The 12,925-nt window shown below is 69.6% G+C and carries 13 protein-coding genes; 6 read left to right on the plus strand and 7 right to left on the minus strand.

Annotated elements, in window-relative coordinates:
• Window positions 1-5: 5 nt before the first annotated feature.
• From ACFYTS_RS09290 to ACFYTS_RS09305, 4 genes are all read right to left on the minus strand, one after another.
• On the minus strand, window positions 6-653 hold the full coding sequence (locus tag ACFYTS_RS09290) for an SAF domain-containing protein (protein WP_357280654.1): 648 nt from the start codon (window positions 651-653) through the stop codon (window positions 6-8).
• Between the two features lie 87 nt (window positions 654-740).
• Window positions 741-1,055: an FmdB family zinc ribbon protein gene (locus ACFYTS_RS09295; protein ID WP_357280651.1), complete on the minus strand. Its 315-nt coding sequence runs from the start codon at window positions 1,053-1,055 to the stop codon at window positions 741-743.
• Window positions 1,056-1,125: 70 nt separating this feature from the next.
• Window positions 1,126-1,710, minus strand: coding sequence for a 5-formyltetrahydrofolate cyclo-ligase (locus ACFYTS_RS09300; RefSeq protein ID WP_387302439.1), 585 nt, complete (start codon window positions 1,708-1,710; stop codon window positions 1,126-1,128).
• Window positions 1,711-1,757: 47 nt separating this feature from the next.
• Complete coding sequence (locus tag ACFYTS_RS09305; protein ID WP_387302441.1) at window positions 1,758-3,413, minus strand: purple acid phosphatase family protein; 1,656 nt, start codon at window positions 3,411-3,413, stop codon at window positions 1,758-1,760.
• Between the two features lie 200 nt (window positions 3,414-3,613).
• Between ACFYTS_RS09305 and ACFYTS_RS09310 the strand changes: the two genes are divergently transcribed.
• The 4 genes from ACFYTS_RS09310 to glpR all read left to right on the plus strand — a co-directional run bounded on the left by ACFYTS_RS09310 (window position 3,614) and on the right by glpR (window position 7,899).
• Entirely contained in the window at window positions 3,614-4,552 is a 939-nt protein-coding gene (locus tag ACFYTS_RS09310) for a UTP--glucose-1-phosphate uridylyltransferase (protein ID WP_357280643.1), read from the plus strand.
• A 33-nt stretch (window positions 4,553-4,585) separates the two neighbouring features.
• Window positions 4,586-5,845: a gephyrin-like molybdotransferase Glp gene (gene glp / locus ACFYTS_RS09315; RefSeq protein WP_357280640.1), complete on the plus strand. Its 1,260-nt coding sequence runs from the start codon at window positions 4,586-4,588 to the stop codon at window positions 5,843-5,845.
• Window positions 5,846-5,909: 64 nt separating this feature from the next.
• Entirely contained in the window at window positions 5,910-6,578 is a 669-nt protein-coding gene (locus tag ACFYTS_RS09320) for a GNAT family protein (protein WP_357280638.1), read from the plus strand.
• Window positions 6,579-6,762: 184 nt separating this feature from the next.
• Window positions 6,763-7,899, plus strand: a complete 1,137-nt coding sequence (gene glpR / locus ACFYTS_RS09325) for a gephyrin-like molybdotransferase receptor GlpR (RefSeq protein WP_387302443.1) — start codon at window positions 6,763-6,765, stop codon at window positions 7,897-7,899.
• A 767-nt stretch (window positions 7,900-8,666) separates the two neighbouring features.
• Here the strand turns inward: glpR and ACFYTS_RS09330 are convergent.
• Entirely contained in the window at window positions 8,667-9,701 is a 1,035-nt protein-coding gene (locus ACFYTS_RS09330) for a hypothetical protein (RefSeq protein WP_387302445.1), read from the minus strand.
• On the minus strand, window positions 9,701-10,435 hold the full coding sequence (locus ACFYTS_RS09335; RefSeq protein ID WP_357280630.1) for a ParA family protein: 735 nt from the start codon (window positions 10,433-10,435) through the stop codon (window positions 9,701-9,703). Before ACFYTS_RS09335 ends, ACFYTS_RS09330 begins: the two co-directional genes overlap by 1 nt.
• Window positions 10,436-10,730: 295 nt before the next feature.
• On the opposite strand from ACFYTS_RS09335, the gene ACFYTS_RS09340 reads away from it, so the two are divergent.
• Together ACFYTS_RS09340 and ACFYTS_RS09345 are read left to right on the plus strand one after the other, a co-directional pair.
• Window positions 10,731-11,702 carry an NlpC/P60 family protein gene (locus ACFYTS_RS09340; protein ID WP_387302447.1) on the plus strand — a complete coding sequence of 324 codons (972 nt, stop codon included), beginning with the start codon at window positions 10,731-10,733 and terminating at the stop codon, window positions 11,700-11,702.
• Window positions 11,703-11,766: 64 nt separating this feature from the next.
• The gene (locus ACFYTS_RS09345; protein WP_387302449.1) at window positions 11,767-12,264 is read left to right on the plus strand and encodes a hypothetical protein; all 498 of its coding nucleotides are present in this window, start codon (window positions 11,767-11,769) and stop codon (window positions 12,262-12,264) included.
• Here ACFYTS_RS09345 and ACFYTS_RS09350 read toward each other — a convergent pair.
• Window positions 12,213-12,875 (minus strand): TetR family transcriptional regulator, encoded by a 663-nt coding sequence (locus ACFYTS_RS09350; protein ID WP_357280624.1) that lies wholly within the window; start codon window positions 12,873-12,875, stop codon window positions 12,213-12,215. The two genes, ACFYTS_RS09345 and ACFYTS_RS09350, sit on opposite strands and share 52 nt — an antisense overlap.
• Window positions 12,876-12,925 lie beyond the last annotated feature (50 nt).

Here is a 12,925-nt window from a genome sequence, read left to right on the forward strand (position 1 = left end):
CCGGTTCAGTGGAACACGACCGTGAGCGCCGTCCGCAGCGAGGCGGCGGCCACCGCGGTGGCGCGTCGGGAATCCAAGGCGACCAGCACCACCCGGTCCGTGCGCCCGCGGGTTCCGTCGGCCTGCGGCACCAGCACCACGGCGGCGTCGGCGGCCAATAGCCGTGCGGGACGGCCGGTCCCGCCGGTGTCCTCGCCCGCCACCACGTCCACCCGGTCGCCGGTGCGCAGGATCTCGGCAACGGCGTTGTCCGCCAGGCGAATCGGGACGATGCGCGCATCGGGGGAGCCCGCCGCCACGGCGGCCAGTCGCGGGCCCAGCACCCGCACGTCGGTGAGGATCTCCCCGGCCGTCAGCGCGGCGGCGAGGGTGGCCCCGCGCACCCGCGCGGCGTCGCGCACGGCTCCGGCGGGCAGGGTCGCGGTCTCCCGGTCGGCGGTGCGCAGATCGCCGTCGCCGAGCACCTGCCCGGGCGGCAGCTCCCGCGCGGCGACCAGGACGGATGTCCGATCCGCGGATGGATCCGGGCGTACGGCCAGGAAGGCCGCCGCCATGAGCAACGCGACCGCCCCGGCCCGCCGCAGTAACACCGAGTCCACCCAGGTCAGGCGGCTACGGAACTCGTGTGGGAAAGCTCGGTACGGTCGCGTCACGGGGGCAGCGTACGGTCGCCCCGACACCGGCACGCCCGGGCCGAACCCGGGCTGTGGATAACGAAGAGCCTGTGGAGAAAGCTGAGATCAGGCCGCGGAGGTGCTGGAACCGCTGGACGACGAGGTCGAGGTGCTCGACGTGGCCGCGCTCGACGCGGTGGAGCTCGAGCCGCCGTTGTCCGACGAAGAGGACGACGGCTTGGCCGGCTCGGAGGAGGTGGAGCCGTTACGGCTGTCGGTGCGGTAGAAGCCGCTGCCCTTGAAGACGATGCCGACCGAGTTGAACAGCTTGCGCAGCTTGCCGTTGCAACGGTCACACGTGGTCAGTGCGTCATCGGAGAAGGACTGCACGATGTCGAACTTGTTGTCGCACTCGGTGCATGCATACGAGTAAGTAGGCATCGGGAAACCTCCACGCTCTTCGTCGAATTAGCACTCTACAGCTGGCAGTGCCAACGCTGCCAATCGGGTGTCAATTCCCGGCTCGATCTCCGAGGCGGCGCAGCCCGCCGAACGGGGTCAGTGCCCACCCCATTCGATGGTCGTGTGACTCCTCCGGCAAACGGTCCACGAGTTCGTCGTCGCGCACCACGGCGATCAATCGCGCGTCGGCGCGCGCGGCGTTCAGACTTCGATCGTAATAACCGGCTCCGCGTCCCAATCGGACCCCGCGCCGATCCACCGCGAGCGCCGGAATCAGAATCGTCGAAGCCGTCGAGATTCCGTCCGTGACCGGGTCTCCGTCCGGTTCGCGCAGCCCGAACCGGCCGCGGCGCAGCCCGTCGGGCCCGGTGTATTCGGCCCAGGCGAGCGGCCCGGGTTCGCCGGTGACCGGCAGCAGCACCCGGGCGCCGGCGGCCCGCAGCGCGTCGAGCAGGGCCACCGAGCCGGGTTCGCCGCCCACCGGCACGTAGGCGCAGACCCAGCCGCCGTCCGCGAGCCGTCCGGCCGCGGCGGCCAGCGCCGCGGCCTCGCGCTCGCGGACCTCGGCGGGCAGGGCCTTGCGGCGCGCGAGGATCTCCGCGCGCCACGCCGTCTTGTCCCGCTCGTCCGTCACGCTTCCACCCTAGGGCGGCCGCCCTGGGCGATCCGCGCCCGCCGTGCTCAGCGATCCGCGCGCGGCCGGGTCAGGGTGAACGTGTCGACGGCCTTCAGCTCGCTGGTCGGCCCGGTGAGGGCGTAGTACGTGCCCTTGATGGTGGTGTTCCCGCCGGGCGTGCCGGGGTCGACGTCGAAAGCGCAGAAGCCGTAGGGATGTTCGGCGTCCTTGAACGCGGACCAGGGCGCGTCCTCGAGCACGTACGTCGGAACCTTCTTGCCGGTCGCCGGATCCGCGTTCCCGACGGCGGTGATGACCCGGCACCTGTCGCCCGGGAAGAACAGGTGGTTGGACGGCACCGAGGTGCCGCCCCCGCCGATCACCAGGTGCACGGTGCCCTTGCCGGTGTCGACGACGTCCTTGCGGGTGTCGGCGGGCTTGGGGGTGAGGGTCTCGGACCCGGTCGTCCCGCGCACGGGATGCGAACGCTCGTAATGGTGTTCGTGCCCGCACAACACCAGGTCGACCTGGTATCGGTCGAACAGCGGCAGCCATTCGGTGCGGATGCCCAGGTCCGCGCCGTTGGCCTTGTCGGCCGAGGAGATGGCGACCTGGTGCATGAACACCACCACCCAGTCGATGCCCTTGTCGGCGCGTGCGTTGGCCAGTTCGCTTTCCAGCCAGCGCTTCTGGGCTCCGCCGGAGTAGCCCTTGACGTAGCTGTTGCCGCCGTCCTGCAGGCAGACGTCGTCGTTGGCGACCGCGATCACCCGCATGCCGCCGACGGTGAACGAGTACCACAGGCCCTGCGCGTGTTCCTCGCTCCCGACGTCGGGGACGGTGAAGTAGGTCTGGAACGCCTGGTAGCCGATGGGCCCGTTGCCGAGTTCGTTCTCGTGGTTGCCGGGGGCGGGCATCCAGGGCCGGTAGCGCGCCGAGCGAGAGTTGTTGGCCCACCAGTCGTTCCAGGTGCGGATGCGGTCGGTGGACAGGTTGGCGTAGCAGAGGTCGCCGTTGACCAGGTTGAACAGCGGGGCCAGTGATTCCACCGCGGAGGTGATGTCGCCGGCGTACTGGGAGCCGAGATTGTCGTTGACGGCCTTGCCGTCGACGATCTTGCCGACGGTGGGGGTGCCCTGGTCGCCGAAGCTGGTGAACCGGAACTTGGCGCGCCCGGCGGGCGCGGTGCGGATGGTGCCCAGTTCCGGCGGTGCGCCGTCGTGCCCGGCGGCGTAGACGTAGTCGGTGTCGGGGGACAGGCCGGTGAGCCGGGCGTGGTGGGCCTGGATCTCGATGCCGGACTTGGCATCCCGGTAGGTGCGGGTCCGCGCGGAGACCGCCGTGCCGAATCCGGAGTCGGCGGTGCCGTAGCGCACGGTGGGCGCGGTGACCGATCCGAGGGTGTGCCAGGTGACCACGACCTCGCGGGCCGCGTCGGCCCCGAACTGGAGGTGCAGCCCGGAGACCCGGGGCGCGGCGGCGCGGTCGGGGGTGGTGACGAGTTCGGCGGAGCGGGGCCAGGCGGCGGCGTTGGATCCGGAGCTCTTCAGCGCGACCGCGCCGCCCGCGCCGACGGCCAGTCCGGCCAGGCCGGCGACGGCCGACGCGCCGAACAATTGGCGGCGGCTGACCGCGCGGGTGGTGTCAGGGGTGCTGACAGTAGGGGTGTCGGGGTTGTCCGGCGTGGAATCGGGGTTGTGGGAATCCTCACGATCGGTCATGGGTGTCAGTCAACAACCAGTGGGTACGAGGGAGGTCACAGTGCGACGAACGCCAAATGAAAAGAACGGGTCGGTCGGTGAGAATGCCCTCGGTCCGGCGTTCGGTGCGCTCCTGCCGTCCTCGCCCCTTAGGCTCTCGGGGATATCGAGGCGGCCACGAGCCGCTCTCGGGCATATGACGGATGGATAGGGTGAAATTCATGACAGCTACTGGCGGCGGAACCGAGTCGTGCTTCCGCACCGCGGTGGTCCCCGCGGCCGGGCTCGGCACCAGGTTCCTGCCCGCGACCAAGACGGTTCCCAAGGAGTTGCTGCCGGTGGTCGACACCCCGGGCATCGAATTGGTCGCCGCCGAGGCCGCGGAATCCGGCGCCAATCGGCTGGTGATCGTGACCTCGCCCGGAAAAGACGGTGTGGTCGCGCATTTCGTCGAGGACCTGGTGCTGGAGAGCACCCTCGCCGAGCGCGGCAAGTTCCATCTGCTGGAGAAGGTGCGCAAGGCCCCCGCCCTGCTCGACGTCACCTCGGTGGTGCAGGAGGAGCCGCTGGGCCTGGGTCACGCGGTGGCGCAGGCGGAATCGGTGCTCGACGCCGACGAGACCGCCATCGCGGTGCTGCTGCCCGACGACCTGGTGCTGCCCGGCGGCGTGCTGGAGCTGATGGCCAACGTGCGGAACACCTACGGCGGTTCGGTGCTGTGCGCCATCGACGTGCCCAAGGAAGAGGTCAGCGCCTACGGCGTCTTCGATGTCGAGGAACTGCCCGACGGCCCGTGCGACGTGCTCAAGGTCAACGGCATGGTGGAGAAGCCCGCCGTGCACGAGGCGCCCTCCACCTTCACCGCGGCCGGGCGATACCTGTTGGACCGCGCCATCTTCGACGCGCTGCGCCGCATCACCCCCGGTGCGGGCGGCGAACTGCAGCTGACCGACGCCATCGCGCTGCTGATCGCGGAAGGCCACCCGGTTCATGTCGTAGTGCATCGTGGGTCGCGGCACGATCTGGGCAACCCTGGCGGTTATCTTCGAGCTGCGGTCGATTTCGCTCTGGAACGCGAGGAATACGGTCCCGCCCTGCGCGAGTGGCTCGAGCAGCGGCTCGGTCCGGACTGGAATCCGCAGCTGACCACATGCGAATGAGGCGACGGACGGGAGAGACTACGGAAGGGCGGCATGCGCTCGGTTGAGGATCAGCAGATCAAGGTGACCGCCGCGGCCGTGGCCCCACGGCCGGTCCGGGTCGCGATCAGCGAGGCACAGGGTTTGCTGTGCGCCGAGGATGTGGTCACCGAGCGCCCGCTGCCGGGCTTCGACCAGGCCGCCATCGACGGGTACGCCGTGCGCAGTGTGGATGTGGCCGGCGCGGGCGCGAATATCCGCGACGAGGACGGCAATTCGGTGCTCCTGAGCCTGCCGGTGGTGGGGGAGGTGGCGGCCGGTTCCCGCCAGCCGATCCGCCTGCAGCCCCGCCAGACCGTGCGGGTGGACACCGGCGCGCCGCTGCCGACCCTCGCCGATGCCGTGCTGCCGCTGGAGAACACCGATGGCGGCCGCGCCCGGGTGAAGGTCTACGAGGCGGTCCGCTCCGGCGACTACGTGCGCCGCATCGGTGACGACGTGCAGCCCGGCGATCTGGCCGTGCGCGCCGGCACCATCATCGGCCCGGCCCAGGTGGGCCTGCTGGCCGCGGTCGGCAAGGACAAGGTGCTGGTGCATCCGCGGCCCCGGCTGTCGGTGCTGTCGGTGGGCGGCGAGCTGGTCGACATCGACCGCACGCCCGGACCCGGCCAGGTCTACGACGTGAACTCCTACGCCCTGGCCGCCGCCGCGCGCGACGCGGGCGCGGACGTGAACCGGGTCGGCATCGTGAGCGCCGATCCGAAGCGGCTGCGGGACGTGGTGGAGGGCCAGCTGGTCCGCTCCGAGGTGGTCGTGATCGCGGGTGCGGTCGGCGGCTGGGCGTCGGAGCAGGTGCGCGAGGCCCTCGAGGGGCTCGGCGAGCTGGAGATCACCCGGGTCGGCATGCATCCCGGGTCGGTGCAGGGTTTCGGCCTGCTCGGCCGCGACGAGGTGCCGACCTTCCTGCTGCCCGCGAATCCGGTTGGCGCGCTGGTGGTTTTCGAGGTCATGGTGCGGCCGTTGATCCGGATCGCGCTGGGCCGCCGGCACCCCATGCGGCGCATGGTGCGGGCGCGCACCATCCTGCCGATCGCCTCGATCCCGGGCCGCCGCGGCTATCTGCGCGCGCAGCTCATGCGCGACGAGCAGACCGGCGACTACCTGGTGCAGCCGCTGGGCGGCCCGAACGGGGCGTCCTCGCATCTGCTGGCCACCATGGCCGAGGCCAACAGCCTCATCGTGATCGACCCCGAGACCACCGAGGTGCGTACCGGTGACGAGGTCCAGGTCGCGTTCCTGGCTCAGCGTGGGTGAGGTCCGACATGATCGGTCAGGGCCCGAAGGCGGCAGCTCGCGTAACAACGCAGAGCACCCGAGCATGGCGAATGGATTCAGCGTGAACGTCTTCCGTTCGGCCCAGCATCCGGGCTGGCCGGCGCATCTGGGTCCGGTGCGGGTCGCGGCGGGCACGGTCACGCTGCGGCCGATCCGCCTGCGGGACGCGTCCGCGTGGGGCCGGATCCGGGTCCGGGACAAGGATTATCTGGAGAAGTGGGAGCCCACCGGCCGCGGTCCGTGGGAGGCGCGTAACCACTCCAGCAATTGGCCCGCGCTGTGGTCGGCGTTGAAGGCCGAGGCGCGGCGCGGCGCCATGATTCCGCTCGTCATCGAGGTGGACGGCCAGTTCAGCGGTCAGCTCACGGTGGGCAATATCGTGCGCGGCGCGCTGCGATCGGCGTGGATCGGTTACTGGGTGTCGAGCGAGCTGGCCGGGCAGGGCGTGGCCACCGCGGCGCTGGCCCTGGGCCTGGACCACTGCTTCGGCGAGGTGGGCCTGCACCGGGTGGAGGCCACGGTGCGGCCGGAAAACCTTGCCAGTCAGGCGGTTCTGCGCAATGTCGGTTTCCGCGAGGAGGGCATGCTGCAGCGCTACCTCGACGTGGACGGCGCGTGGCGGGATCATCTGCTGGTCGGCATGACGGTCGAGGAGGTTTCGGGGACCGTGGTGGACAGGTTGATTCGCGCGGGGCGCGCCAGCAAAGCCTGATAACTCGCTGAGCGCGGCGTGTGAGAGTTTTCTCGACCGAATTCGTGTGACTAGTGTTGCGTGTGTGGTCGGCGCGCCTGAGGGGAATACCCACGGCGTGGAATTAACCTACGCACGTCGGTGGTGCGTCTGTTTTCCGATCAGAAGGGACAGACAACAGGGCGGGACGGAGGTGTAAGGGCCAATGCCGAATTCGATCTTGTGGATCGGCTTGGTGGTGCTCTGGGTCTTCGTGCTTTTCCCGATGCTGGCCAATCGCCATCCCCGCATCCGGCAGCACACCGACGCCGCCCTCTCGACACGAGTGTTGCATCGCGGTGGTGCCAAGCGACGCACCAGGAAAGGTCCGGCGACCGGACATGACACCGACCCGGACTACGTGCCGGTTCGCAGAAAGCTTCACCCGAGCGAGGATCCGGAGGATCGGATGACCAGATCGGACGACAGCCCCGCCGAACCGGAAGCCCTCACCGCCGCCGCGGCCGACACGGCAGCCACCGTAGCCGAGAAGGACGAGGTCGTCGCCGCGGTGAGCGCCGAACTGCCGGAACCCGAGACGGATTCGACCGACCCGGAGGACGCCGACGACGCGGACGAGGGTGCCGCCGAATCCGAGCCCGCCGCAGCGGAATCCGAGACCGACCCCGAAACCGCCACGGATGAGACAGAATCCGAGACCGTGGATGCCGCGGCCGAGACCGACGACGCTGAGCCGGAAGCCGCCGTGTCCGACGAGCCGGCGGCCGAGCCCCGCAAGCGGGTCTCCCGCGCCCCCGCGCTGCGTGACCCCGAGCCGGAGCCGGAATCCGAATCCGACGACGAGGATTTCGTGCCGTCCCGGCGCGGACGCGGCGGATTCGACCCCGAGGCCGACGCCGCCGCCCGCGCGGCCCGCTACACCTTCCGTCAGCGCGCCGTCCTGGGCCTGGTGCTCGCCGTCCTGCTGTTCGCCGCCGCCGGCCTGGCCATCTCCTCGATCCTGTGGTGGCTCTCGGCGCTGTCCGGCATAGTGCTGGTCGCCTACCTCGCCTACCTACGCAAGCAGGTCCGCATCGAGGAGGACATCCGCCGCCGCCGCGCCGCCCGCGCGTCCCGCACACAGACCGACGCCGACGCCGACGCCGAGGAGGAGCGCCGCACCCGCGAACGCCCCCGCCCCGACCGCGACGAGACCCGCACCCAGCTGCGCCGTGCCGTTCTGGTCGAATCCGACGACGAGGACCCGTTCTTCGAGCACCTCGACCTCTTCGACGCCGCCGAGGCCCGCGCCACCCGCCAGCGCGCCGCCGGCGCCCGCGAACGCCGCGCGGTAGGCGAATAGCCCACAACGCACCGAGAAGGGCTCCCCGTTCAACGGGGAGCCCTTCTCGCATATCCGGGTCGTAATAGGCGGTACGGGGCGAGGATGTGCGCCACGGAGAGTGTGGGTGAGGCGTTGAGCCACGGCTGTGTGGGTGAGGCGCTGAGTCGCGGCTGTGTGGGTGAGGCGCCGAGCCACAGGTGTGTGGGTGAGGCGCTGAGTCGCGGCTGTGTGGGTGAGGCGCTGAGCCACGGCTGTGCGGGAGAGGCGCTGAGCCACGGCTGTGCGGGAGAGGCGCTTAGTCACGGTTATGCGGGTGAGGCGCTGGGTCAAGGGATATGCGGGTGAATGCGCTGAGCCGACGGCCGTCCTGAGTGAGGCCCGAGAGTTCGCAAGGGCCGGGGTGAGGCCAAGAGTTCTTCGGGGGTGGGGGTGGGTCGCGATTCATTGGGCGCGCGGCGGGCACGAGCCAGCCCATGACTGCCAGTTGATATGAATCGGGAGTAATCCAGTCGAATTCAGGGCGATCATCGGCGACCTCGTCCAGGTGCTGGAATCCACGGCGGACAACCCCACACTGCCGGTCGCGAGAGCGACCGACCGCGGCTGCTGTGAGCGACGCTCGGAGTTGTCTGGAGTTCGGGTGTGAGGCTGCGGGTTCAGCGGGTTCGGGGGCATAGCCGCTGAGAGGTTCGAGTGTTACCTCTCGTGAAGTTGAATAGGCTTTTGCTATTACAACGAAAGGGCCCGGCTTTCGGCCGGGCCCTTTCGGCGGGTGCTGTCGCGAGCTAATCGACGTCCGGCATTCGCCCGGTCGCCGGAATCTGCCGCTCGATGAGTTCGGCCAGCGTCCGGAGTTTGGCCGCGAATTCGCGCGCGGCCACCGGATGCTCCCCGGACCCCTTCACCACCTTCTGTGTCAGTGCGGTGAGCCGGGATTCGACCGCGCTGAACACGTCGGCGGTGGCGGGCTGCTCCTCGGAGAGGTCGCCGCGCAGCCAGGCACGCAGCCGCTGCACCACCGCGCCCTCCTCGTAGTCGTCGGGCAGTACGGCGACGGCCTCGCGGAGCTTGCCCGCGGTGACCTTCACGTCGGCGGCCAGCGTGGTGTACACGGTGACCGCCGCGTCCTCACCGTAGGCCGCGGCCACCGGCAGCAGCTCACGGATCTGGCCCTCGTTGAGGGCGGGCGCGACCGGGTGCAGGCGCGCGGCGAGCGGCCAGGCCCGGATCAGCTTGTGCGCGTAGGACCGCTGCATGTCCCAGCGCTTCTCCACGTACTCGTCGAAGGTGGCGTGGTCGGCGCGGTAGAGCCGGCCGTCGCGCACGATCTGCAGGGCGCGCCCGGCGGTCCAGAAGGCCACCCGCAGCGCGTCGATGGAGGACTCGCACACCTCGAGCTGATCGGACTCGCTGCGGCTGAGCGGTCCTTCGCCACCCGTGGTGGGCAGCGGCAGATCCAGCACGCTGGGCACGCTCTCGGCCGCCGCCGGGCTGGCCTCGCGCACCACCGGCTCCGGTGCCGGAGCCTTCGGTGCGGCCGGGATCTTCGGTGCGGGCGTGGCCGGTTGCGCGGCCACGGGTTCGGCCGCCACCGTCTCGGGCGTCAGGGTGGCGGTCGCGGTGGCGGCGGGCGCCGCCGCTTCCGCCGCGGGCGCGGCCGGGGCCATGAGGACGGTGGTGGCGGCCGGTGAGAGTTTCGGCGTGCGCGGCCATTTGGCGTCGCGCAGCGGGGACACCGGGGGAGTGTGCTCGGCCTCGTCGGAGAGCGGGTTTCGGCCCAGGCCGCCGCCGATGGAGGTCTTTCTGCGCTGGGGCGGCATCAGGCCGACACCTCCGCCGGGACACGGGACTCGATGTAGTCGCGCACCAGTTCGTCGCCGACGGCCCGGTATTCGCCGAGATCCTCGATCGGGTTCTCCGCGCCGTCGCCGACTTCGCCGTCGGCGGCCTCCCGATACCACTTCCAGGCGCTGATGTAGGAGTCGAAGACCTCGTAGCCCGCGTCCTCGAGATTGCCGCGCTGCGTGCGGTATTCGGTGGATACGTTGACGCCGTTCTTCATGGTGACCGGAACCTTGGTCATGAGCACACGCACGCGAATGGCCTTCTCGTGTTCGGCGGCCGCCTCCTCGGCGGCGCGGTAGGTACTGGGGACGCGTTTGACTTCCGAGGGGCTGACGCTGGTGACGAGGATGAGTTCGTCGCTGACGGGGACGGCGGCCTTGAAGATGTCGGCCGATTCGCCGCCGGCGTCGACGATGATCACGTCGTAGTTCGCGGAATTGTCGGTGATGCAGTCGTTCACGTGCCGCGAGGGGAAGGCGAGCAATTCGAAGGGAATGTCGATCTCGGCCTTCTGTAGTCGCCGATACCAGGAGTACCCGGTCTGGCTCAGCGGGTCGGCGTCGATCACCAGTACTCGAAGTTTGTGCGCGGTAGTGAAATACGAGGCGATGAAGAAGGCGGAGGTCGTCTTGCCTACGCCTCCTTTGAGATTCCCGAGCGTGATCACCAGCGGCTCGGGAAGGTTGCCTAGCGCAGGGGATTTGGTCATCGGTCAACCTCCTGTTGATGGGGAGGGCAGCTTCCTCGATCAGTCTCACACGCGCGCGGGGCGCGCCCGTGAAGGCTCGCTCGGGGGTGTCGAATTGGTTGAAAAACGGCTGTGTCCAATTGGACACAGCCGTCAATGGTTACCGTTTCGTAATGAATAATACGCATGTCATTCGTTGCCACCTCTGACCTTCCGGCGAAATATGCATTCTCGGATCTGCTGGCAGTACCGAAAAATTTCGCGTGATGGACGGAAACCGGATAGCTCTCACGGCTTGATCGGAGGACGACCGCTCATGGAAACCAACGGTGATAGACAGAAGGTTCGATTACTTCCGCGGCTGAGCCTGTGGACCCTGGTGACAGGAGTCCTCGGAGCTGCAGCCATTGGAGCCGCCCTGTTCTTCGCGGCGGGCCAGGCGCAGGCGGCGCCGGTGACGATCCCCGGTATCGGGGCGATCGACATCCCGGACGAGATCGCCGCCCCGCTCGGCCGGGTGACCCCCGCGATCGGCATTCTGCCCCCCGCGGCCGGAACCATGTCTCCCACGCCGGAATCGGCGATCGGCGAGCCGGAGGCCCCCCGGATGACGGTGGCGCCGCAGCACATCGTCATCGCCCCGGCCGACGCGATGCCCGACCCGGCGCCGGTGCGGTCGCTGCTCCCGGAGTCGCTGCGCCAGGCCATCGTGATTCCGGCGATCGGCACCCCTGCCGTCGCCGCCCCGACTCCGGCGATCGGCACCCTTGCCCTCGCCGACCCGACCGCCGTGATCCAGGCCCCCGCGCCGGAATCGCGCACGGTATCGGTCGCCGGTCTCGGCACCTTCGTGGTGCCCGCCGCCCTGCCCCCGCTGACCGGAATCCCCGGCGTGACCGATTCCGCGGTCACCCGCACCACGGTGCCCGCGGTGATGCCGAAAACGGCGGGCGAGCGTGCGGTGGAGGCGGCCCGCACCAAACTCGGCGCGAACTACAGCACGGGCGGGAACGGCCCGGACTCCTTCGACTGCTCCGGTTTGGTGCAGTGGTCGTATCGAGAGGCGGGCGTGGAACTGCCGCGCACGAGTTATTCACAGCTCGCCGCGGGAACCCCGGTCGGGATCGACGAATTGGAGCCGGGTGATCTGGTCTCCTACTACGGTGGTGGCCATTCGGCGATGTACCTCGGCGACGGAAAGATCATTCACGCCAGTGACTACGGTTCCGGGGTGAAGGTCTCGCCGCTGTCGAATATGCCGGTGACCGGAGCGCGTCGCTTCCAGTGAACCGATCGCCGGATGTGATTCCCCCGAATTCTTGATCAATTGACCGATAGTGCGAGGTAGGGCAATGGGTGCGAGGAAAACGGCGGCACTGGCTCTCGCCACGCTCGCGGCCGCGGCCTGGTCCACGGTCGCCGCGACTCCCGCGAATGCCGCACCGGTGTGCGCGAGCGCGGGCGGGCCGACAGTCACCGTGGCGAATCTGACGGGGACCGCGCTGGAAGGGATCACCGTAGACCCGGCCGGGCGCGGGTGCGTCACCGATCTGGTGAGCGGGCGGATCTTCCGGATCGATGCCCCTGGCGCACCGGCGGTGCCGATCGCGCGGGTGGCCTCCCGCGGGGCGGGTGCGTCGGCCTGGATCCCGGATGGCCGGCTACTGATCGGCTACGGCGCGGATCCCCGTGTCGTCGTGGGTGATTCGCTGCGGCAGGCGGGCATCGTGACCGTCGACCCGGACACCGGGGCGGTGGCTCCGTTCGCGGCCGGCTGGTCGGCGGGCGACGGCGTGGTCTACGAGGTGCCGGGCGGCTTCGATCCGGACGCCCGGACGGTGGCCCCCTGACCGGGGTGGTTCACCGGTTCACTGAGTAGTCCGACGATCATGGCGATGATGCTGTCGCGCACGTCCTCGCGTTCGATCTCGGTGGGCAGCACGTACCGCTCGTAGTCGGCGAGCAGGGCGAACATGACCGTGGTCATGGCCTGCAGCCGGTACCGGCGTTGCGCCGGAGTCAGTTCCGCCAGTGCGTGATACAGCCTCGCGACGAGCACTCGTGTTGTCTGCCAACGCTTTTCGTTGAGATTGGGTCCGGTGACCGCCGGATGGGCGCGGGCCTGCTCCAGGAACCGCGCGTAGTGCGTCGAGCCCTCGGAGTAGGGCACGTCGAACATGGGCCGCACCAGAATGGCGACCAGCGCTGCGACGCTGTCCGGGGCGCCCGAGGACTCGTGCTCGGCGAGCAGTTCGGTCCGGCGGGATTCCAATGCGGGCTGATGGCGTTCGATAATGGCGGCGATGAGTCCGTCCCGGGAACCGAAGTGATAGTGGACCGCCGAGTTGTTGCGTTGTCCCGCCGCCACCGCGATATCGCGCAGGGCCACGTGCGGCCCGCGTTCGGCGATGGTGCGCTCACCGGCGAGCAACATGAGCTCGCGCGCGTCAGGACTGTTCACGGTGCTATCGTGCCCCTTCGTCTCGCACCGCGTGGTCCCGGGTGGGCGCG

Source organism: Nocardia sp. NPDC004151 (assembly GCF_042874235.1).
Classification (GTDB): Bacteria; Actinomycetota; Actinomycetes; order Mycobacteriales; family Mycobacteriaceae; genus Nocardia.

What these genes read in the sequence shown, in the direction of transcription:
- ACFYTS_RS09335 (WP_357280630.1), bottom strand. Translation starts at nt 10,435, where the DNA reads ATGACCAAATCCCCTGCGCTAGGCAACCTTCCCGAGCCGCTGGTGATC.
- ACFYTS_RS09330 (WP_387302445.1), bottom strand. Translation starts at nt 9,701, where the DNA reads ATGCCGCCCCAGCGCAGAAAGACCTCCATCGGCGGCGGCCTGGGCCGA.
- ACFYTS_RS09305 (WP_387302441.1), bottom strand. Translation starts at nt 3,413, where the DNA reads ATGACCGATCGTGAGGATTCCCACAACCCCGATTCCACGCCGGACAAC.
- ACFYTS_RS09320 (WP_357280638.1), top strand. Translation starts at nt 5,910, where the DNA reads ATGGCGAATGGATTCAGCGTGAACGTCTTCCGTTCGGCCCAGCATCCG.
- ACFYTS_RS09310 (WP_357280643.1), top strand. Translation starts at nt 3,614, where the DNA reads ATGACAGCTACTGGCGGCGGAACCGAGTCGTGCTTCCGCACCGCGGTG.
- glpR (WP_387302443.1), top strand. Translation starts at nt 6,763, where the DNA reads ATGCCGAATTCGATCTTGTGGATCGGCTTGGTGGTGCTCTGGGTCTTC.
- ACFYTS_RS09340 (WP_387302447.1), top strand. Translation starts at nt 10,731, where the DNA reads ATGGAAACCAACGGTGATAGACAGAAGGTTCGATTACTTCCGCGGCTG.
- ACFYTS_RS09295 (WP_357280651.1), bottom strand. Translation starts at nt 1,055, where the DNA reads ATGCCTACTTACTCGTATGCATGCACCGAGTGCGACAACAAGTTCGAC.
- glp (WP_357280640.1), top strand. Translation starts at nt 4,586, where the DNA reads ATGCGCTCGGTTGAGGATCAGCAGATCAAGGTGACCGCCGCGGCCGTG.
- ACFYTS_RS09345 (WP_387302449.1), top strand. Translation starts at nt 11,767, where the DNA reads ATGGGTGCGAGGAAAACGGCGGCACTGGCTCTCGCCACGCTCGCGGCC.